The organism is Pseudomonas sp. Ors-4-3C (assembly GCF_055755035.1).
Map to the genome: position 1 here is coordinate 3874568 of NZ_CM146900.1, position 20156 is coordinate 3894723.

Genomic DNA, 20156 nt, shown 5'->3' on the forward strand with positions numbered 1-20156 from the left:
GTGCGCTTCGGCACGGCAAACAAGACACCAACCCTGGGCCACTGGCTGGCCGGTGCGTGTCTGTTTTTGACCGCGTGGCTGCACGGCATGGCGGTGCAGGCCGCCGACATTCTGTTGACCGGTGCCGAAGAAAGTCCCGGTGTACAGGCCTTCGTCCAGGCGTTGAGCGAGCTGCGCCCCACCGACAACGTACGTTTCCAGCCACTGGCCAGCCTGCCGGCACCGGGCAAGTTGCCGGCCAATCTGCGGATGATACTGCTCGACCTGCCCAGCCTCGACTGGCGCCTTAAAGAGTCTCAGGGGCCGGCGACGCTGGTGTTGCGCATCAGCCGATTGCAAGCGCGGCAACGCCTGGGTGGCGCACAACCGCCGCACTTGAGTCTGCTGTGGAGCGACCCGCCGCTGGGGAGGCAACTGCAACTGATTCGGCGAATTCTGCCGCAGGTGCGGCGGGTCGGCGTGCTGTTCGACCAGCACAGCGAATTTCTGCTCAAGGAGCTGCACCAGGCTGCTGCGCCGCTGAACCTGCAAATCGTCAGCCAGCGTTGGGACAACACCCAGGACAGTCGCCCGTTGCAAACCGTGCTGAGAAACAGTGACGTGTTGCTGGGCCTCGACGATCCCGATCTGTACAACCCGAAAACCGCGAAAAACCTGCTGCTCAGCAGCTACTCCCGGCAAGTGGCGCTGATCGGGCCGAACGCGGCGTTCGTGCGTGCCGGCAGCCTCGCCAGCACTTACAGCGATCAGCCCGACTGGCTGGCGATCCTTGACCGGTTGCTGGATCGCCCCCCGGCGACGTGGCCGCGCTCGCTCTACCCCGATCGTTTCAAAGTCTCAAGTAATGTGCAGGTCGCTCGTTCCCTCGGTATCGAGCCAATCGATGAAGCGTCTGTTGCCCGCCAGTTGGCTGAAGGAGAAAGCCACCCATGAATCTGCGTCGCCGCTGGGACATCAACACCCGCACGCAATTGATCAGCCTCGGCCCGGCCCTGCTGCTCACGCTGCTGCTGATCAGTTTCTTTACCTTCGTGCGGATTCAGGATTTGCGTCAGGAGCTCAATCACACCGGGCAACTGATCGCCAATCAACTGGCGCCCGCGACCGAGTACGGGGTGATTTCCGGCAACAACGAAGTGCTGGAAAGCCTGCTCAAGGCGACTCTCGCAACACCGAACGTACGCTTTCTGGAAGTGCAGGACAGCGCCAACCGGATTCTGGCCTACGTTGAACAAGCCGCCGACGCGCACAACCGCCCGCATCAGGTCGAGGTGTTCCAGGCCCCGGTGCGCCTGCAACGGATCGCCCTCAACAGCGATTTTTTCCACGACGCCAAAGCCAGCAACAACGTGACCAGCGAGGATTACCTGGGCCGGGTGATCGTCGGTCTGTCCAACGATGCCTTCAGTCAGCGCCAACAGGAAATTCTGCTCAAGGCCGGGATTCTGGCGTTGTTCGCCCTGCTCTTCACCTTTGTTCTGGCGCGGCGTCTGGCCGGCAGTCTGTCGGCGCCGATCCGCGATATCGGCAACGCGGTCAAGGCGATTCAGCAAGGCGATTACAAGACCCCGCTGCCGATCGTCGATGACACCGAGTTGGGCGCCCTGTCGCAGCACATCAACAACCTCGCCCAGGCACTGGAACAGGCCAGCCGCGAACAGCATCAGGCGATGGCGCAACTGATCCAGACCCGTGAAGAAGCGGAAAAGGCCAACAACGCCAAATCCGATTTTCTGGCGATGATGAGCCATGAACTGCGCACCCCCATGAACGGCGTGCTGGGCATGTTGCAGTTGCTGGAAACCACCGACATGACCGAGGAGCAGATCGAGTACGCGGCGCTCGCTTCCGAGTCCACCGAACACCTGCTGAAAGTCATCAACGACATTCTCGATTTCTCGCGGATCGAACGCTCGGAGCTGGAGCTTGAGCACATTCCGTTCAACCTCGCCGACCTGATCGGTGCTTGCGCCCAATCCTTCCAGCACAGCGCGGTGCAGCGTGGCCTCGCCCTGAACCTGCAGATTCCCGAGGACATGCGCGACTTGCAGGTGCAGGGCGACCCGACGCGGATCCGGCAGATTCTGGTCAATCTGGTGGGCAACGCCTTGAAGTTCACCGAGCGTGGCCGGGTCAGCATCGAGGCGCAGTGGCAGTCGCTGGATCACGAGTTGCTGTGGTTCACCTGTTCGGTGCGCGACAGCGGCATCGGCATTTCGTCTGAGAGTCTGGAATTGATGTTCAACGCCTTCCAGCAGGCCGACAGTTCGATTTCCCGGCGCTATGGCGGCACCGGTCTCGGTTTGCCGATCGCCCGCACCCTGGCCGAACGCATGGGCGGCACGTTGCGGGCGCAGAGCGAAGAAGGCCTGGGTTCGGTGTTCACCCTGGAAATCCCGCTGGCGCTATATAAGCAGACGCTGCCGACACTGGCGGCGCCGCGCGCGGCCAATGGCAACGGGCATGGCGAGGGGCGCAATGTGTTGCTGGTGGAGGACAATCCGGTCAACCAGACCGTCATCGAAGCGATGCTGCGCAGCCTGGGCTTTACCGTCAGCGTCGCCACCGATGGCGCGCAAGCGGTGCGCAGTGCTGAAGGCAATGATTTCGAAGTGATTCTGATGGATTGCCGGCTGCCGATCATCGACGGCTACGAGGCGACCCGGCAGATCCGCCAACTGCCCGGACGCCGCGAGGTGCCGATCATCGCGCTGACCGCCAACGCGTTGCAGGGCGACCGCGAAACTTGCCTTTCGGCGGGCATGAACGATTATCTGGCCAAGCCGTTCAAACGCAATGACCTACAACAGATTCTGCAGCGCTGGGTGCAGTAGTGACGGTTTTTCGACCATCTGCGACTGGCGTGAAAAGCGAAAGTGCGGCAGTCTTAGGCACCCGAACGAGCCTCAAAAGAGGCTTGAATAAAAATTTCAGTGCACAAGTGTACATTCATGTCCTTGGTGCTGTGACTTTCACCACAACGCAATAGTCTATGAGTAGGCTGCCGGTACGAGGCATGAACGCGTCGATCGGCCGGGAAGATTTGCCCCACCTGCCGCATGGGATTATTGAGGAGCTCGCATGACCAAACAAAACGCCTTTACTCGGGAAGACCTGCTGCGCTGCAGTCGCGGTGAGCTGTTCGGCCCAGGTAACGCGCAACTGCCCGCCCCGAACATGCTGATGGTCGATCGCATCACCCTGATCAGCGAAGAAGGCGGCAAGTACGGCAAAGGTGAATTGGTCGCCGAGCTGGATATCAACCCTGACCTGTGGTTCTTCGCATGCCACTTCGAGGGCGATCCGGTGATGCCGGGCTGCCTGGGTCTGGACGCCATGTGGCAACTGGTCGGCTTCTTCCTCGGCTGGCAAGGCCTGCCGGGCCGTGGTCGTGCGCTGGGTTCGGGCGAAGTGAAATTCTTCGGCCAGGTCCTGCCGACCGCCAAGAAAGTCACCTACAACATCCATATCAAACGCGTCCTCAAGGGCAAGCTGAACCTGGCCATCGCCGATGGTTCGGTGACTGTCGACGGTCGCGAAATCTACACCGCCGAAGGCCTTCGCGTCGGCGTTTTCACCTCCACTGACAACTTCTAAGGGTTATTCGCATGCGCCGCGTCGTTATCACTGGTCTGGGCATTGTTTCGTGCCTGGGCAATGACAAAGAGACCGTCTCCGCTAACCTGCGTGCAAGCCGCCCTGGCATCCGGTTCAACCCGGAATATGCTGAAATGGGTCTGCGTAGCCAGGTTTCCGGCTCCATCGACCTCAACCTTGAAGAACTGATCGATCGCAAGATCTATCGTTTCGTCGGCCACGCAGCGGCTTACGCCTACCTGGCCATGAAAGACGCCATCACTGACTCCGGCCTGACCGAAGAGCAAGTGTCCAACCCGCGTACCGGCCTGATCGCCGGCTCCGGCGGCGCGTCGACCCTGAACCAGATGGAAGCGCTGGACATCCTGCGCGAGAAAGGCGTGAAGCGCGTCGGCCCATACCGTGTAACGCGGACCATGAGCAGCACCGTTTCCGCGTGCCTGGCCACACCGTTCAAGATCAAGGGCCTGAACTACTCCATCGCCTCTGCCTGCGCCACCAGTGCTCACTGCATCGGTACCGCCATGGAACAGATCCAGATGGGCAAGCAGGACATCGTCTTCGCCGGTGGCGGTGAAGAAGAGCACTGGAGCCAGTCTTTCCTGTTCGACGCGATGGGCGCCCTGTCCAGCAAGCGCAACGACACCCCGGAACAAGCTTCCCGCGCCTACGACGCCGACCGTGACGGTTTCGTCATCGCTGGCGGTGGCGGTATGGTCGTGGTTGAAGAGCTGGAACACGCGCTGGCCCGTGGCGCCAAGATCTACGCCGAAATCGTTGGCTACGGCGCAACGTCCGACGGCTACGACATGGTTGCCCCAAGTGGCGAAGGCGCGATCCGCTGCATGCAGATGGCAATGTCCACCGTCGACACCCCGATCGACTACCTGAACACCCACGGCACCTCGACTCCGGTCGGCGACGTCGCGGAAATGAAAGGTGTGCGTGAAGTGTTCGGCGACAAGGCGCCAGCGATCAGCTCGACCAAGAGCCTGTCCGGTCACTCCCTGGGCGCCGCCGGCGTTCACGAAGCGATCTACTGCATGCTGATGATGGAAGGCAACTTCATCGCCGGTTCCGCCAACATCGACGAGCTGGACCCTGAAGTGGCCGATCTGCCGGTGCTGACCAAGACCCGCGAGAACGCCACCATCAACACCGTGATGAGCAACAGCTTCGGCTTCGGCGGCACCAACGCCACGCTGGTGCTGAAGCGCTGGGAAGGCAAGTAATTCCCCGCTGCTGAGCTCCACATGAAAACGCCCCGACTGGTTCGGGGCGTTTTTTTTGGCCGGTTTGAAACCAGCAGCCACAGCGCAAAACCCTGTGGGAGCGGGCTTGCTCGCGAAAGCGTCGTGTCAGTCGACATCAGTCTGTCTGACACGACGCTTTCGCGAGCAAGCCCGCTCCCACAAAGGATGTCAGTGCGCCTGAAAATGAAACTTCTGTCATGCAACTTCCCGCCCTGCGACCGAATGTCGCGGATTTAGCGGGCTGTAGCACTGTTGCAAAAACCGCAACAACACCTTGCACAAATCAAGCGTTTACTTAGCAAGCTAACAAATCATATAAAAGAGTCCTGCACACGCCTTGCTGCAGATAACTTGAGATTTGGAGCTAGCAGATGACTGTAAAAGTAACTGAACGCGACGATTCACACATGTCCCATGAAGGCGTAGCCGCCGGTGTACGGATCTGGGATGTGCATCAACAAGACTTGCTGGTCGGCATGTTCCACAACGAGATCGACGCCCACAACTACAAGGCCGAACTCGAACTGCAGGAACAGCAACGGGATCTGAAATCCGCTTAGGCGAATATTGAACCTGTGGCGAGGGAGCTTGCTCCCTCGCCACAGTTTGGGTTGTTACAGCTTTATCGGTTTACCACATCAGATCATCAGGGATCTGGTAGGCCGCGTACGGATCATCCTCGGCTGCGACCTCTTCGGTCTGCACGTTGAGCTGCACAATGCGCTGCGGATCACGCTCCTGGATCTTCAGGGCCGCTTCACGGGGGATCACTTCGTAGCCGCCGGCATGGTGCACGATCGCCAGCGAACCATTGCTGAGCTTGTTGCGCATCAGCGTGTTGACGCAAATGCGCTTGACCTTCTTGTCGTCAACGAAGTTGTAGTAGTCCTCGGTGTTGAGCTTCGGCAGACGCGTCACTTCGATCAACTGCTTGACCTGCGCGGCACGGGCCTTGGCCTCGGCCTTCTCCTGCTGCTGACGGTTCAGCTCCTGGTCGCGCTTGACCTTCTCGGCCATGGCTTCCTGAGCGGCGCGCTGCTGCGAATCATCCAGCTCGGCCTGCCCCTTGTGGGCCAGACGCTGTTGCTTCTGCTTGTCTTTGCTGACCTGCTTGGCCTGCTTTTGGTTGACCAGGCCTGCTTTGAGCAACTGGTCGCGAAGGGAAAGGCTCATTAATGCTTACTCACTTGGGCAACGGCTCAGCCGCAGCTGGGCACATTCTTTTCCTGGCGTTTGGCTTCACCCCACAGGGCGTCCAACTCTTCGAGGGTGCAATCTTCCATGGGACGACGGGTGTCGCGCAATGCCTGTTCGATAAATCGGAAACGTCGTTCGAACTTGGCGTTGGCGCCACGCAGTGCGGTTTCCGGATCGACCTTGAGATGCCGGGCCAGATTGACCACGGAAAACAGCAGATCGCCGATCTCGTCAGCCACCGCGTCGGGATCGTTTTCGGACATGGCTTCGAGCACTTCATCGAGCTCTTCGCGCACCTTGTCCAGCACCGGCAGTGCATCCGGCCAGTCGAAGCCGACCTGCCCGGCACGCTTTTGCAACTTGGCCGAACGCGACAGTGCCGGCAACGCGGCAGGCACGTCATCGAGCAGTGACAGCTGCTCGGGCGCGGCGGATTTCTCGGCGCGTTCTTCGGCCTTGATCTCTTCCCAGCGCTGCTTGACCTGTTCTTCATTCAGCCGTGGCACATCCAGCGGCGCGTACAGATCGCCGGTGGGAAACACGTGCGGATGACGGCGGATCAGCTTACGGGTGATGCTGTCGATCACTCCGGCAAATTCGAAGCGCCCTTCTTCCCGGGCCAACTGGCTGTAATAGACCACCTGAAACAACAGATCACCCAGCTCGCCCTGCAAGTGATCGAAGTCGCCGCGTTCAATGGCGTCAGCCACTTCATAGGCTTCTTCGAGGGTATGCGGGACGATGGTCGCGTAGGTTTGCTTGATGTCCCACGGGCAACCGAACTGCGGGTCGCGCAGGCGGTTCATCAGGTGGAGCAGGTCTTCAAGTGAATACATCTGTCATGCCTCTACACAAAACCAATGTGGGAGCGGGCTTGCTCGCGAATGCGGTGTGTCATTCAGCGTAAATATCGACTGACACGCCCTCTTCGCGAGCAAGCCCGCTCCCACATTCGAACAAAGCCATCTTCACGGAGTACGGTTACGCCGCGTCTCGATGATGTTCGGCAACTGCGAAATCCGCCCCAGCAAGCGCCCGAGCGCATCCAGCCCGGGAATCTCGATGGTCAGCGACATCAGCGCGGTGTTGTCTTCCTTGTTCGAGCGGGTGTTGACCGCCAGCACGTTGATCCGCTCGTTGAGCAGCACCTGCGAGACGTCCCGCAGCAGACCGGAACGGTCGTAGGCGCGGATGACGATATCCACCGGATAGGTGAGCACCGGAACCGGGCCCCAGCTGACCTGGATGATCCGCTCCGGCTCGCGCCCGGCCAGTTGCAGCACCGAGGCACAGTCCTGACGGTGAATACTCACGCCGCGGCCCTGAGTGATGTAGCCGACGATCGCGTCGCCCGGCAGTGGCTGGCAGCAGCCAGCCATCTGCGTCATCAGGTTGCCGACACCCTGGATCTGAATGTCGCCGCGCTTGCCCGGTTTGTAACCGGTGGCCTTGCGCGGGATCAGCTCCAGCTGTTCGTTGCCGCGTTCCGGCTCGACCAGTTGCTGCGCCAGGTTGACCAGTTGCGCCAGACGCAGGTCGCCGGCACCGAGGGCGGCGAACATGTCTTCGGCGGTTTTCATGTTGGCCTTTTCGGCCAGCTTGTCGAAATCCACCGCCGGCAGACCGAGGCGATTGAGTTCGCGTTCGATCAGGGTTTTACCGGCCGCAACGTTCTGGTCACGGGCCTGCAACTTGAACCAGTGAACGATCTTCGCCCGCGCCCGCGAGGTGGTGACGTAGCCCAGGTTCGGGTTCAGCCAGTCGCGGCTCGGCGTACCGTGCTTGCTGGTGATGATCTCGACCTGCTCACCGGTCTGCAGGCTGTAGTTGAGCGGCACGATCCGCCCATTGATCTTCGCGCCACGGCAGTTGTGACCGATTTCGGTGTGCACGCGGTAGGCGAAGTCCAGCGGCGTCGCGCCTTTCGGCAAATCGATGGCGTGGCCGTCGGGGGTGAAGATGTACACCCGGTCCGGTTCGATATCGACCCGCAGCTGTTCGGCCAGACCACCGATATCGCCCAGCTCCTCGTGCCACTCGAGCACCTGCCGCAGCCAGGAGATTTTCTCTTCGTAGTGGTTGGAACCGGACTTGACGTCAGTGCCCTTGTAGCGCCAGTGCGCGCAGACGCCGAGCTCGGCCTCTTCGTGCATCGAGTGCGTACGGATCTGCACTTCGAGGACCTTGCCTTCCGGGCCGATTACCGCCGTGTGCAGCGAGCGGTAGCCGTTCTCTTTCGGGTTGGCGATGTAGTCGTCGAATTCTTTCGGGATGTGCCGCCACAGGGTGTGGACGATGCCGAGCGCGGTGTAGCAGTCGCGCATTTCCGGCACCAGCACGCGCACGGCGCGCACGTCGTAGATCTGGCTGAATTCCAGTCCCTTGCGCTGCATTTTGCGCCAGATCGAATAGATGTGCTTGGCGCGGCCGCTGATGTCGGCGTCGACGCCGGTGGCCTGCAATTCGTCCTTGAGCTGGGTCATCACGTCGGCGATGAACCGCTCACGGTCCAGCCGCCGCTCGTGGAGCAGCTTGGCGATCTGTTTGTATTGATCGGGTTCCAGGTAACGGAAGGACAAGTCCTCCAGTTCCCACTTGATATGACCGATGCCGAGTCGGTGCGCGAGCGGCGCATAGATGTCGAAGACTTCCCGGGCGACGCGGTTGCGCTTTTCGTCGTCAGCGGTTTTCACCGCGCGGATTGCGCAGGTACGTTCGGCCAGTTTGATCAGCGCGACGCGAACGTCGTCGACCATCGCCACCAGCATCTTGCGCAGGTTTTCTACCTGGCCCTGGGTACCCATCACCATCGACTGGCGCGGGCTAAGGCTGGCACTGATTGCCGCCATGCGCTGCACGCCGTCGATCAGTTTGGCCACAACGGGACCGAAGCGCTGGCTGACCGCCGCGAGTTCGATCTGGCCTTCGCGGACGCCGCGATACAGCACCGCCGCGACCAGCGAGTCCTGGTCGAGCTTGAGGTCGGCGAGGATCTCGGCGATCTCAAGTCCCGTACTGAAACTGCCGCTGCCCTCAGCCCACAGATTCTTCGCGGCGTTGGACTGCTGTTCGGCCTCGCGAGCGAACTCGCAGGCTTCTTTCAAGGCTTCGCGATCCAGCGCCATGTCGACACTGACCGCGTGATCGAGCCAAGCCTCGAGATTGATACTGCCGTCAGTGTTGATCGGCTGGTGTGCTCTCACCTGTACCATGCTGCTTTACCTTCCCTACGACGCAGATTCAATGCGTCAAATCGCTGACCCCCAATGCCCGGATGCGCTCGCGGGGCTAAAGCGAGCGCCGCCCGGACAGGTCAGACGGATTCAGACGAGCCATCCTGGCTCGCTTCAAATAACGCCATGGCCTCGACATGCGCCGTCTGAGGAAACATATCGAGAATCCCGGCACGTTTTAACCGGTAGCCCTGCTTGATCAATTCGACCGTGTCGCGCGCCAGAGTTGCAGGGTTGCACGACACATACACCAACCGTTTGGCACCCAGGGTCGCGAGCTTGCGCACCACCTCGAAAGCACCGTCACGCGGTGGGTCCAAGAGTACCGCAGAAAAGCCGTTTCCGATCCACTGAGCATCGGTCAAAGGCTGGGATAAATCGGCTTGAAAAAACTTTGTGTTATGCAAATTGTTACTAGCGGCGTTCGCAGCGGCACGGTCGACCATAGTCTGCACGCCCTCCACCGCCACCACTTCACGCACGCTTTTGGCCAGTGGCAAGGCGAAGTTGCCCAGACCGCAGAACAGGTCGAGCACGCGCTCGTCACCGGTCGGCTTCAGCCAGTCCAGCGCCTGCGCGACCATCGCCTCATTGACCCCGGCGTTGACCTGGATGAAATCCCCCGGCCGCCAGGCCAGATCCAGATCCCACTGCTCCAGGCGATAGCCCAGCGACTGCGTGGCATCCACCGGTTGTGGCTCGCCTTCGCCATGCAACCACAGTTGCGCTGCATGGAACTGGCAGAAATCCTTGAGGATCGTCAGGTCGGCTTCGGACAGTGGCGCCATGTGTCGCAGCAATACCGCCAGCGATGAACCACTGAACAACTCGACATGCCCCAACGCCTGCGGTTTGCTCAAACGACGAAGCATCTCCGGCAAACGGGTCATGATCGGCTGCAAGGGCTGTACCAGCACCGGGCATTCGTTGATGGCGACGATGTCCTGGCTACCGGCGGCGCGGAAACCCACTTCGAGTTTCTTCGCCTTCATGTCCCAACGCACGGCGATCCGCGCGCGGCGGCGATAGCCGAACTCCGGGCCGGTCAACGGCGCCGCCCATTCTTCAGGCTCGACCCCGGCGACCTTCGACAGCTGCTCGGCGAGCATGCGCTGTTTCAGGGCAAGCTGTTCGGCGTGGGGCAAGTGTTGAACACTGCAACCGCCGCAGCGACCGGCATGCTGACACGCTGCCGGGCGACGCAACTCGCTGGCCTTGAACACGCGTTCGGTGCGCGCCTCGACCACTTTGCCGTGGGTGCCGAGCACCCGCGCCTCGACTTCTTCACCCGCGAGGGCGCCGAGGACGAACCAGGTGCGACCTTCGAAAAACGCGATGCCGCGACCGTCATTAGCCAGGCGCTCGATGTTCAAGCGCTGTTTTTTGCCGGTCGGGATTTGCGCGGCCTTGCTGCCGCCGGTGGGCTGGAAGCGCAGGCCTCTCTCGTGCTTGGCCATCAGTTGGGCGCGTCGAAAATGCCGGTCGACAGATAACGGTCGCCACGGTCGCAGATGATCGCGACGATGACCGCGTTTTCAACTTCTTTGGACAGGCGCAGCATCGCTGCCACCGCACCGCCCGAGGACACGCCACAGAAGATGCCTTCTTCGCGGGCCAGACGCCGGGTGACGTCTTCGGCCTCGCTTTGCGCCATGTCGACAATACGGTCGACGCGGTCGGCCTGATAGATCTTCGGCAGGTATTCCTGCGGCCAGCGGCGGATGCCGGGAATGGCCGAGCCTTCCATCGGTTGCAGGCCGATGATCTGCACGCTGTCGCTCTGCTCTTTCAAGTAGCGCGACACGCCCATGATGGTGCCGGTGGTGCCCATCGAACTGACGAAATGGGTGATGGTGCCCTGGGTCTGACGCCAGATTTCCGGGCCGGTGGTGGTGTAGTGCGCCTCGGGGTTATCGCCGTTGGCGAACTGATCGAGCACCTTGCCACGGCCTTCGGCTTCCATGCGCTGGGCGAGATCGCGAGCGCCTTCCATGCCCTCTTCCTGACTGACCAGAATCAGCTCGGCACCGTACGCGGTCATCGCCGCCTTGCGCTCGGCGCTGGAGTTGTCCGGCATGATCAGGATCATCTTGTAACCCTTGATCGCGGCGGCCATGGCCAGGGCGATCCCGGTGTTGCCCGAGGTCGCTTCGATCAGCGTGTCACCCGCGTGGATCTGCCCGCGCAGTTCGGCACGGGTGATCATCGACAGCGCCGGACGATCCTTGACCGAACCCGCCGGGTTGTTCCCTTCGAGCTTGAGCAATAGGGTGTTGCTGGTGGCACCGGGCAGGCGCTGCAAACGCACCAGCGGAGTGTTGCCGACGCAATCGGCGATGGTTGGGTACTGCAGGGTCATGGCGTATTCGCAATCCAGACGTGCGGGGGCGCCTATCATACCGGCAAACGTTCGCAGGCCATATCACGCAAAGTGCGGTGCTTATGGTTTCTGGGAATAAGCAGATGAATGTCGCACCGGTGGTGCGACTTTTGAGTTCAGTGGTGAATCGAAGGGGCCCTTCGCGAGCAAGCCCGCTCCCACAGGAGGGTGACGGTGTTGGTTATACAATCTGCGGACGCCCCACATCCACTGTGGGAGCGGGCTTGCTCGCGAAGGCGTCAGCTGTCACGCCGCCGTCATCGGCAATCAGCCGAAAATTCAAGCGGAACCCCGCCCCACCATTCTCCGCCCACAACATCCCGCCCTGCCTTTGCACCGCATTCCTCGCAATGCTCAACCCCAGCCCAAACCCGCCATCCCCCGGGCGCGAGCCGTCGAGGCGGGTGAACGGCGAGAAGATCCGTTCCAGATCCGCTTCAGCCACACCGCCGCCCTGATCTTCCAGCCACAGATGCCAGTAATCGCCGTCACGCCGTCCATCGAGGCGCACGATGCCGCCCTCGGGCGAATGACGAATGGCGTTGCGCAGAATGTTCTCCAGCGCCTGCGCCAAACTATTGAGATTACCGCGCACCCAGCACGACGACGGCACCGCGCACTGCAATTGCAGGCTCGGCCAGCCGCTTTCATAACAGGCGTTGTCGGTGAGCATTTCCCACAGCGCCTGAATCTGGATCGCCTCGTCCGGCAGCGGTGCACGCTCGGTGTCGAGCCAGGCCAGTTGCAGGGTGTCCTCGACCAGCCGTTGCATGCCGTCGACCTCACGGCCGATGCGCTCGCGCAGTTGCCGCAGATCCTGTTCGCTTTCACTGGCCACCCGCAATCGACTCAGCGGCGTGCGCAGTTCGTGGGACAGATCCCGCAGCAGTTGCTGTTGCAGGGCAACGGTGGACTGCAGGCGCTCGGACATCGAGTCGAAAGCCCGTGCCAGCTCGCCGAGTTCGTCCGGGCGCTCGGTAATGCCGCTCGACAGGCGCACATTCAGTTGATCGGCGCGCCAGGCGTTGGCCTGCTCGCGCAGGTTGTTCAGCGGCACCACCAGCAAGCGATACAGGCCGACGCACAGCAGCAAGGTGAACAGCCCCGGAATCACCCCGTTGGTGATCACCCTCCAGAACACCCGGTATTTACCCGGCAGGAAACGCTCGGGCAACTCGATCACCAGACTGCCGGCAGATGGATCCTGGGGAAACGGCACCCGCAGCCACGGCCGGCCCTGCTTGTGGATCGGCCAGTCGAGCCCGCGCAAAAAGGTCAGGTGCTGGATTTCCTGTTCATTCAGCGGATCACTGCTCAACGACTGCAAATTACGGTCGATTACCCCGACCCAACCCGCCTCGCGCAGCTCCATGCTCTGCAACCAGTTATCGACCCCGTCACGCTCACCGCGCTGCCAGGAACGTTCGGCTTCAGCGGCATAACGGCTCAGCGTGCCGCGCGCCTCGTCGGAGAGAAACTGGTTGCGCTCCTCCATGTAGCGGCCCCAGGACCAGCTCAGCCAGATCATCAGCAGACAGAACGCCACCAGCAGGCACGCCAGTTTCCAGAACAGCGAATGCCGCCCCGGCAGGTCAGAGATTTTCATCAGGCGCACTCAGCACGTAGCCCTTGCCCCACACCGTGCGCACTTCACGCTCAAGGTAACCGATGGCCTTGAGTTTGCGGCGGATCTGGCTGATGTGCATGTCGAGGCTGCGGTCGTGGGCCGCGTAACCGCGCTGCAGAACATGCTGATAAAGGAAGGCCTTGCTCAACACTTCTTCATCGTTGCGATTGAGGGTTTCCAGCAGGCGGTATTCGCTGCGAGTCAGGCCGGCGGCTTGCGCGTTATAGAAAACCTCGCACTGTTCATCGTCAAAGCGCAGCGTGCCACTGGCCATCGCCGGAGTAACTGCCGCCGGGCGCCGATCAAGGGCCACCCGCCGCAGAATCGCCTCGATGCGCACGTGCAGCTCGGCCATGCTGAACGGCTTTGGCAGATAATCATCGGCCCCCAGGCGAAAGCCACTGATGCGATCGGCCTCGGCACCCAGGGCGGACATCAGCAGCACCGGCGTCGAATGGCTCTGGCGCAATTGGGTCAGCACATTCAGGCCATCGAGCCCCGGCAACAGTATGTCCATCAGCACCACATCGAACGGCTGGCGACGCGCGATGTTCAGCCCTTCCTGACCGTTCTGGCACCAGGTCACCTTAAAGCCGCTGCGCCCCAGATGTTCGTGAACATAGGCGCCCAGAACCGGGTCGTCCTCGATGGCAAGAATGCGTGGGAAATCGTTGGAGGCAAGCGTCATGAGTATCTGCAAATAATTCTCAGTTGGCCGATTATTCAAGATTGCCCGCTATCGGGCAACCCAAGGTTGACCTGGCGGACAAACGCGCCATGCGCTGTCGACCGATGACGACATCATTTTTCCGGAGATTGCCTGCCTGCAAATCGCTACACTGCGCCAATGTCGCGTGCCGGATGCACGTAAGAGTCAACAGTTCAGCGGGATGCAGGAGATGGGTGTGCTCAAGAAACTGGGAATCAAAGGTCGCGTATTGTTGCTGACCCTGTTGCCGACCAGCCTGATGGCATTGGTTCTCGGTGGTTATTTCACCTGGATGCAACAGTCCGACCTGCAGACCCAATTGATGCAGCGCGGCGAGATGATCGCCGAGCAACTGGCGCCGCTGGTGGCGCCCGCCATGGGCCACGGCAACACCGATCTGCTGGAACGCATCGCCACCCAGTCTCTCGAACAACCCGACGTGCGTGCCGTCACCTTCCTCGCCCCCGACCGCACACCGCTGGCGCACGCCGGTCCGACCATGCTCAATCAGGCGCCCAGCGGCGACAGTGCGCAACTGCAACGGCGCAGCGGCAATGACGCCACCCGTTACCTGATGCCGGTGTTCGGCAAGCATCGCAATCTTGCCGGCGACGTGATTCCGCAAGAGTCCGACCGTCTGCTCGGCTGGGTCGAACTGGAGCTGTCGCACAACGGCATGCTGCTGCGCGGTTATCGCAGCCTGTTTGCCAGCCTGCTGTTGATTGCCGCTGGCCTTGCCGGTGCCGCCCTGCTCGCATTGCGCATGGGTCGCACCATCAACCGCCCGCTGAGCCAGATCAAACACGCGGTCGCCCAGCTCAAGGACGGTCATCTGGAAACCCGCCTGCCACCGCTCGGCAGTCAGGAACTGGACGAGCTCGCCTCGGGCATCAACCGCATGGCCGGCACGCTGCAGAACGCTCGCGAAGAACTGCAGCACAGCGTCGATCAGGCCACCGAAGACGTGCGCCAGAATCTGGAAACCATCGAGATCCAGAACATCGAACTGGATCTGGCACGCAAAGAGGCGCTGGAGGCGAGCCGGATCAAATCCGAGTTCCTTGCCAACATGAGTCACGAGATCCGCACCCCGCTCAATGGCATTCTCGGCTTCACGCATCTACTGCAGAAAAGCGAGCTGACCCCGCGCCAGCTCGACTATCTGGGCACCATCGAAAAGTCCGCCGACAGCCTGCTCGGGATCATCAACGAGATCCTCGATTTCTCGAAGATCGAGGCCGGCAAACTGGTGCTCGACCATATTCCATTCAACCTTCGCGACCTGTTGCAGGACACCCTGACCATCCTGGCGCCGGCAGCCCACGCCAAGCAATTGGAGCTGGTCAGTCTGGTCTATCGCGACACACCGCTGTCGCTGGTCGGTGACCCGCTGCGCCTGAAGCAGATCCTCACCAACCTGGTCAGCAATGCGATCAAGTTCACCCGCGAAGGCACTATCGTCGCCCGCGCCATGCTCGAAGAAGAGCACGAAGACAGCGTGCAGCTACGCATCAGCATTCAGGACACCGGCATCGGTCTGTCGAGTCAGGATGTGCGCGCGTTGTTCCAGGCGTTCAGTCAGGCCGACAACTCGTTGTCGCGCCAGCCTGGCGGTACCGGTCTGGGTCTGGTGATTTCCAAGCGTCTGATCGAACAGATGGGCGGCGAAATCGGCGTCGACAGCACCCCCGGCGAAGGCTCGGAATTCTGGATCAGCCTGAGCCTGCCCAAAGCCCGCGACGACACCGAAGACCTGCCGGCCCCGCCACTGCTCGGACGCCGCGTGGCCGTACTGGAAAATCACGAACTGGCGCGCCAGGCCTTGCAGCATCAACTGGAAGACTGTGGCCTCGACGTCACACCGTTCAATACGCTGGAGAGCCTGACCAACGGCGTCACCGGCGCGCACCAGACCGATCAGGCCATCGATCTTGCGGTGCTCGGCATCACCAGCAACGACATGCTCCCGGAGCGTCTGAACCAGCACATCTGGGATCTGGAGCATCTTGGTTGCAAGGTGCTGGTGTTGTGCCCGACCACCGAACAGACGCTGTTCCATCTCTCGGTACCGAACCCACATAGCCAGTTGCAGGCCAAACCGGCCTGCACGCGCAAACTGCGCCGGGCGCTGGCGGATCTGGCCAACCCGCGCCAACCACGCAGTGAACCGGGCGAACCGCTGTCGAGTCGCGCGCCGAAAGTCCTGTGCGTCGACGACAACCCGGCCAACCTGTTGCTGGTGCAGACCTTGCTCGAAGACATGGGCGCCAAGGTTCTGGCCGTAGAAAGCGGCTACGCGGCGGTCAAAGCGGTGCAGAGCGAATCCTTCGATCTGGTGCTGATGGACGTGCAGATGCCGGGGATGGACGGACGCCAGACCACCGAAACCATCCGCCAGTGGGAAAGCGAACGGCATTGCACGCCGTTGCCGATCGTGGCCCTCACCGCCCACGCCATGGCCAACGAAAAACGCGCCTTGCTGCAAAGCGGCATGGATGACTACCTGACCAAACCGATCAGCGAGCGGCAACTGGCGCAAGTGGTGCTGAAATGGACCGGTCTGGCCTTGCGTAATCAAGGCCCGGAGCGCGCCAGCGACAGCGCAGCAGGCAGCAATGAGCTGCCGGTGCTCGACCATGAGGAAGGCCTGCGCCTGGCCGCCGGCAAAGCGGACCTTGCCGCCGACATGCTGGCAATGCTGCTCGCCTCGCTGGAAGCCGACCGCGAAGCGATTCGTGCCGCCAGCGAAGCCCGTGATCAGAACGCATTGATTGAGCGCGTGCATCGCCTGCACGGTGCGACCCGATATTGTGGCGTGCCGCAATTGCGCGCGGCCTGTCAGCGCAGTGAAACCCTGCTCAAACAGGGCGATCCCAAAGCCGTGGCGGCGCTGGAAGAGCTGGAGCGGGCGATCAATCGCCTCGCGACTCAGGCCAGGATCAGCGCCTGATCCACGGCAATGCCGGCAGCGGAATTCGCCGTTAAAGTGGTGGCAGTCAACGCTGACTCGCTACCCCGTTCCAGGAGGAATTGATGCGCACGATCGTCTTCAGCAGCCAGACCTACGACCGCGACAGTTTCCTCGCCGTCGATTGCCCGGCCGGAATAGAACTGCACTTTCAGCCGGCCCGGCTCAGTCTCGACACCGCCGCCCTGGCCGAACAGCACGAGGTGGTCTGCGCCTTCATCAATGACGATCTCAGCGCGCCGGTGCTGGAGCGGCTGGCGGCCGGCGGCACGCGGCTGATCGCGCTGCGCTCGGCGGGCTACAACCATGTCGATCTGGTCGCGGCGAAACGCCTCGGGCTGGCCGTGGTGCGGGTTCCAGCCTACTCGCCGCATGCGGTGGCCGAACATGCGGTGGCGTTGATTCTCGCGCTCAACCGGCGCCTGCACCGTGCCTACAACCGTACCCGCGAAGGCGACTTCACGCTGCACGGCCTGACCGGTTTCGATCTGGTGGGCAAGACCGTCGGCATCGTCGGCACCGGGCAGATCGGCGCGACCTTCGCGAAAATCATGCACGGCTTCGGTTGTGAGTTGCTGGCGTACGACCCGTATCCAAACCCCGAGGTTGTGGCCTTGGGCGCGCGTTATCTGAGCCTGCCGGAATTGCTCGCGCAGTCGCGGATCATCAGCCTGCACTGCCCGCTCAACGCGCAGAGCAAACACTTGATCAACCGTGAGTCACTGGCACATTTGCAACCGGGGGCGATGCTGATCAACACCGGACGCGGCGGTCTGGTGGACACACCCGCGCTGATCGACGCCTTGAAGGACGGCCAGTTGGGCTATCTGGGACTGGATGTGTATGAGGAAGAGGCGCAGCTGTTTTTCGAGGATCGCAGCGACTTGCCGTTGCAGGATGATGTGCTGGCGCGGCTGCTGACCTTCCCGAATGTGATCATCACCGCGCATCAGGCGTTTCTGACCCACGAGGCGCTGGGCGCGATTGCCGCGACCACCCTGCACAACATCGCGACCTGGGCTGCAGGCGCGCCGCAGAACCAGGTCGAGGGCTGAGGACTACCGGCTTATTTCGGCGACAGCGACGAGGCCAGGATCAGCAGGGCCAGCCAGCCAAAACCGAAAAAACGCTGCTTCATCGAATGACCGTTACGCAGCAGGAACCAGACAAAGACCATCGGCAACAGAAACACCATGATCTTCAACCAGCCTTCCACCGGACGCGAACCGTCGGCGTTGGGCTGAAGTTGAGGGGTTGGCTCGAGCTGCCGACGACGGCGACCGACTGCTGCCGGTGTCACTTTCGGGGCGGGCTCCGGGGCTGGCGGCGGGACGAAGGCTTCAGGCACCGACTTGTTGCGCGGCAGACTGCCAAATGAAATCGTCGTCGCGGCAGCGGCGACCGTCGGCTGCTGCGGATTGTGCCCGTGTTGCTGCGCCATCGGAGCACCACAATGAATGCACGCCTTGACTTCAGAGCTGATGCTCCGCTTGCATTCATAACATTCGATCAGCGCCATGTTCCGTTCCCTCAGATTGAAGGGCGGCAGTTTGCCATGAGCGCCGAGCAATTTGAACCGGATCGAAGGTCGCACACGTACGCCATCCTGCAATCCAGCCCGTGCTAGCATGTCGCGCAGATTTGGAGGACCCATGGTCGAACACGATTTCCGCTACACCCTGATGAACCCGCAACACACCCTCACCGAATGCCGCGCCCTCGTACCGGGCCGCTATCAGGTCACCGGCAACGGTGGCTCGATCCGTAACGGTGACGTCCTGTTGGTCACCCTCAAAGGCAGCAAGGATTTGTCCATGCGCCTGACCGTCGACTCCGTGCGCCACCTGATCAATCCGCCGGGCCAATGGACCGCGATGACCACGGGCCCGGTATTCGGCGAACTGGCAATCCACACCTGGCAGGTCAACTGCGACAGCTGCGCCAAAGAACTGAATTTCGAGTTCGCGGTGGATGCCAAGCTGGGCAAGACTGCCGAGAAACCGGCCGCCACGGCGCGCATCGCCGAGCTGGGCTGGAAAGCCGTCGGCGACAAACACCTGTGCCCGAAATGCCAGGAGCCTGCGTGATGAAACGCCTTGCCCTGCCCCTGTTGGTCGGTGCCGGTCTGGTGGGCTGCGCCGCAGAGCCAGTGCAGTTGCAACAGAACCGCAGCTACATTCTGGAGTGGATCGGCGAGCGGCCATTGATGGATTACAGCCACCTGACCGTGACCCTCGGTGACGATGGCCGCGCGTATGGCAATGGCGGCTGCAACCACTGGTTCGCACCGTACACCCTCGAGGGTGACAAGCTGAGCTTCGGCCCGATCGGCAAGACCCGCAAACTCTGCGCCCCGGCGCTGATGGAGCAGGAACAACGCTTCCTGCAGGCGCTGCAAGGCGTGGAACGCTGGGACATCTCGCCGATCGAGCAGATGCGCTTCTGGCCGGCGGAAGGCAAGCCGTTGCGCTGGTGGCTGGAAGAGGGTTAACCCCCTTAGACGCACACTGAGGTTACTGTGGCGAGGGAGCTTGCTCCCGCTCGGCTGCGCAGCAGTCGCAAAACCGTTAACCGCGCGTTGCCGGAGACACCGAGTCAGCAGGGTTTGGGGCCGCTTCGCGGCCCAGCGGGAGCAAGCTCCCTCGCCACAAAAGCCCATTCAACTCACTTGGCAGCCTGCAACGCCTCCAGCTTGGCCATCACCCCCGCCGCCGTCTGCTCGCCCATCAGTTGCTCACGCACCTTGCCCTTGTTGTCGATGATGTAGGTCACCGGCAAGGCCTCACTGCGCGGCAGGTCGAACAGGTCCGCCGGATCCTGCGCCAGTACGGTGAACTTGATGCCCAGCTTCTCGCTGGCGCTCTTCAGGTCTTCACCCTGCACGTTGTCGAAGTTGACCCCGAACACCCCAATATTCTTGCTCTTGAGTTCGTCAGCCAAATGATTGAGTTCAGGAATTTCCGTGCGGCACGGGCCACACCATTCGGCCCAGTAATTGATAACTACCCATTGTTTATCCAGACGCTCGGACGCCACCTTCTGACCATTCTGGTCAATGCCGTAATCGTTGCCGCAGCCCCCCAGCATCAACGCCCCGATTATCGTCAATGCCGCTGCCAATCGCCGTGTCATGTCGTGTTCCCTGGTCAAAAATTGGATGCGCCTGCGACCCATCGCCTCTGAAGGTTCTGG

At 61.6% G+C, this 20156-nt stretch carries 18 protein-coding genes; 9 read left to right on the forward strand and 9 right to left on the reverse strand.

Annotated elements, in window-relative coordinates; all coding sequences use genetic code 11:
- The 5 genes from ACVHNU_RS17430 to ACVHNU_RS17450 all read left to right on the forward strand — a co-directional run bounded on the left by ACVHNU_RS17430 (position 1) and on the right by ACVHNU_RS17450 (position 5410).
- Positions 1–933, forward strand: a complete 933-nt coding sequence (locus ACVHNU_RS17430) for an ABC transporter substrate-binding protein (RefSeq protein ID WP_473017942.1) — start codon at positions 1–3, stop codon at positions 931–933.
- On the forward strand, positions 930–2834 hold the full coding sequence (locus tag ACVHNU_RS17435; protein ID WP_003227145.1) for a response regulator: 1905 nt from the start codon (positions 930–932) through the stop codon (positions 2832–2834). Before ACVHNU_RS17430 ends, ACVHNU_RS17435 begins: the two co-directional genes overlap by 4 nt.
- 247 nt (positions 2835–3081) lie before the next feature.
- Positions 3082–3597: a 3-hydroxyacyl-[acyl-carrier-protein] dehydratase FabA gene (gene fabA / locus ACVHNU_RS17440; RefSeq protein WP_003227150.1), complete on the forward strand. Its 516-nt coding sequence runs from the start codon at positions 3082–3084 to the stop codon at positions 3595–3597.
- 11 nt (positions 3598–3608) lie between these two features.
- A complete protein-coding gene (gene fabB, locus ACVHNU_RS17445; protein ID WP_007968959.1) occupies positions 3609–4829 on the forward strand; it encodes a beta-ketoacyl-ACP synthase I in 1221 nt (406 codons plus the stop codon).
- Positions 4830–5221: 392 nt separating this feature from the next.
- Positions 5222–5410, forward strand: a complete 189-nt coding sequence (locus ACVHNU_RS17450) for a hypothetical protein (RefSeq protein ID WP_003227153.1) — start codon at positions 5222–5224, stop codon at positions 5408–5410.
- Between the two features lie 70 nt (positions 5411–5480).
- On the opposite strand, the gene ACVHNU_RS17455 is transcribed toward ACVHNU_RS17450, so the two are convergent.
- The 7 genes from ACVHNU_RS17455 to ACVHNU_RS17485 all read right to left on the reverse strand — a co-directional run bounded on the left by ACVHNU_RS17455 (position 5481) and on the right by ACVHNU_RS17485 (position 13975).
- The gene (locus ACVHNU_RS17455; RefSeq protein WP_003227155.1) at positions 5481–6023 is read right to left on the reverse strand and encodes a DUF2058 domain-containing protein; all 543 of its coding nucleotides are present in this window, start codon (positions 6021–6023) and stop codon (positions 5481–5483) included.
- Positions 6024–6049: 26 nt separating this feature from the next.
- Positions 6050–6883 carry a nucleoside triphosphate pyrophosphohydrolase gene (mazG, locus tag ACVHNU_RS17460; protein ID WP_262141626.1) on the reverse strand — a complete coding sequence of 278 codons (834 nt, stop codon included), beginning with the start codon at positions 6881–6883 and terminating at the stop codon, positions 6050–6052.
- Positions 6884–7015: 132 nt separating this feature from the next.
- Complete coding sequence (relA, locus tag ACVHNU_RS17465; protein ID WP_003227159.1) at positions 7016–9259, reverse strand: GTP diphosphokinase; 2244 nt, start codon at positions 9257–9259, stop codon at positions 7016–7018.
- Between the two features lie 101 nt (positions 9260–9360).
- A complete protein-coding gene (gene rlmD, locus ACVHNU_RS17470) occupies positions 9361–10737 on the reverse strand; it encodes a 23S rRNA (uracil(1939)-C(5))-methyltransferase RlmD (RefSeq protein WP_338802717.1) in 1377 nt (458 codons plus the stop codon).
- A complete protein-coding gene (cysM, locus tag ACVHNU_RS17475; protein WP_027612303.1) occupies positions 10737–11639 on the reverse strand; it encodes a cysteine synthase CysM in 903 nt (300 codons plus the stop codon). The genes rlmD and cysM overlap by 1 nt, the downstream gene beginning before the upstream one ends.
- Positions 11640–11841: 202 nt before the next feature.
- Positions 11842–13266, reverse strand: a complete 1425-nt coding sequence (locus ACVHNU_RS17480) for a histidine kinase sensor domain-containing protein (RefSeq protein ID WP_473017943.1) — start codon at positions 13264–13266, stop codon at positions 11842–11844.
- Positions 13253–13975: a response regulator transcription factor gene (locus ACVHNU_RS17485; RefSeq protein ID WP_003227164.1), complete on the reverse strand. Its 723-nt coding sequence runs from the start codon at positions 13973–13975 to the stop codon at positions 13253–13255. Before ACVHNU_RS17485 ends, ACVHNU_RS17480 begins: the two co-directional genes overlap by 14 nt.
- A 217-nt stretch (positions 13976–14192) precedes the next feature.
- On the opposite strand from ACVHNU_RS17485, the gene ACVHNU_RS17490 reads away from it, so the two are divergent.
- Positions 14193–16946, forward strand: a complete 2754-nt coding sequence (locus tag ACVHNU_RS17490) for a response regulator (protein ID WP_003227166.1) — start codon at positions 14193–14195, stop codon at positions 16944–16946.
- An 83-nt stretch (positions 16947–17029) separates the two neighbouring features.
- Complete coding sequence (locus tag ACVHNU_RS17495; protein WP_400509407.1) at positions 17030–18019, forward strand: 2-hydroxyacid dehydrogenase; 990 nt, start codon at positions 17030–17032, stop codon at positions 18017–18019.
- Positions 18020–18030: 11 nt separating this feature from the next.
- On the opposite strand, the gene ACVHNU_RS17500 is transcribed toward ACVHNU_RS17495, so the two are convergent.
- Positions 18031–18483 (reverse strand): hypothetical protein, encoded by a 453-nt coding sequence (locus tag ACVHNU_RS17500; protein WP_473017945.1) that lies wholly within the window; start codon positions 18481–18483, stop codon positions 18031–18033.
- A gap of 133 nt (positions 18484–18616) precedes the next feature.
- On the opposite strand from ACVHNU_RS17500, the gene ACVHNU_RS17505 reads away from it, so the two are divergent.
- A complete protein-coding gene (locus tag ACVHNU_RS17505) occupies positions 18617–19051 on the forward strand; it encodes a hypothetical protein (RefSeq protein WP_003227173.1) in 435 nt (144 codons plus the stop codon).
- The gene (locus ACVHNU_RS17510) at positions 19051–19455 is read left to right on the forward strand and encodes an META domain-containing protein (RefSeq protein ID WP_003227175.1); all 405 of its coding nucleotides are present in this window, start codon (positions 19051–19053) and stop codon (positions 19453–19455) included. The genes ACVHNU_RS17505 and ACVHNU_RS17510 overlap by 1 nt, the downstream gene beginning before the upstream one ends.
- Positions 19456–19628: 173 nt before the next feature.
- Here the strand turns inward: ACVHNU_RS17510 and ACVHNU_RS17515 are convergent, their stop codons facing one another.
- Positions 19629–20096, reverse strand: a complete 468-nt coding sequence (locus tag ACVHNU_RS17515) for a TlpA disulfide reductase family protein (RefSeq protein ID WP_473017946.1) — start codon at positions 20094–20096, stop codon at positions 19629–19631.
- Positions 20097–20156: the final 60 nt, after the last annotated feature.

Excerpts from the sequence above, each read along its gene's own strand:
- ACVHNU_RS17485 (WP_003227164.1), bottom strand. The coding sequence starts at position 13,975 with ATGACGCTTGCCTCCAACGATTTCCCACGCATTCTTGCCATCGAGGAC.
- ACVHNU_RS17500 (WP_473017945.1), bottom strand. The coding sequence starts at position 18,483 with ATGGCGCTGATCGAATGTTATGAATGCAAGCGGAGCATCAGCTCTGAA.
- relA (WP_003227159.1), bottom strand. The coding sequence starts at position 9,259 with ATGGTACAGGTGAGAGCACACCAGCCGATCAACACTGACGGCAGTATC.
- cysM (WP_027612303.1), bottom strand. The coding sequence starts at position 11,639 with ATGACCCTGCAGTACCCAACCATCGCCGATTGCGTCGGCAACACTCCG.
- fabB (WP_007968959.1), top strand. The coding sequence starts at position 3,609 with ATGCGCCGCGTCGTTATCACTGGTCTGGGCATTGTTTCGTGCCTGGGC.
- ACVHNU_RS17510 (WP_003227175.1), top strand. The coding sequence starts at position 19,051 with ATGAAACGCCTTGCCCTGCCCCTGTTGGTCGGTGCCGGTCTGGTGGGC.
- ACVHNU_RS17480 (WP_473017943.1), bottom strand. The coding sequence starts at position 13,266 with ATGAAAATCTCTGACCTGCCGGGGCGGCATTCGCTGTTCTGGAAACTG.
- ACVHNU_RS17515 (WP_473017946.1), bottom strand. The coding sequence starts at position 20,096 with ATGACACGGCGATTGGCAGCGGCATTGACGATAATCGGGGCGTTGATG.
- ACVHNU_RS17435 (WP_003227145.1), top strand. The coding sequence starts at position 930 with ATGAATCTGCGTCGCCGCTGGGACATCAACACCCGCACGCAATTGATC.
- ACVHNU_RS17505 (WP_003227173.1), top strand. The coding sequence starts at position 18,617 with ATGGTCGAACACGATTTCCGCTACACCCTGATGAACCCGCAACACACC.
- ACVHNU_RS17455 (WP_003227155.1), bottom strand. The coding sequence starts at position 6,023 with ATGAGCCTTTCCCTTCGCGACCAGTTGCTCAAAGCAGGCCTGGTCAAC.
- ACVHNU_RS17450 (WP_003227153.1), top strand. The coding sequence starts at position 5,222 with ATGACTGTAAAAGTAACTGAACGCGACGATTCACACATGTCCCATGAA.
- rlmD (WP_338802717.1), bottom strand. The coding sequence starts at position 10,737 with ATGGCCAAGCACGAGAGAGGCCTGCGCTTCCAGCCCACCGGCGGCAGC.
- ACVHNU_RS17495 (WP_400509407.1), top strand. The coding sequence starts at position 17,030 with ATGCGCACGATCGTCTTCAGCAGCCAGACCTACGACCGCGACAGTTTC.
- mazG (WP_262141626.1), bottom strand. The coding sequence starts at position 6,883 with ATGTATTCACTTGAAGACCTGCTCCACCTGATGAACCGCCTGCGCGAC.
- fabA (WP_003227150.1), top strand. The coding sequence starts at position 3,082 with ATGACCAAACAAAACGCCTTTACTCGGGAAGACCTGCTGCGCTGCAGT.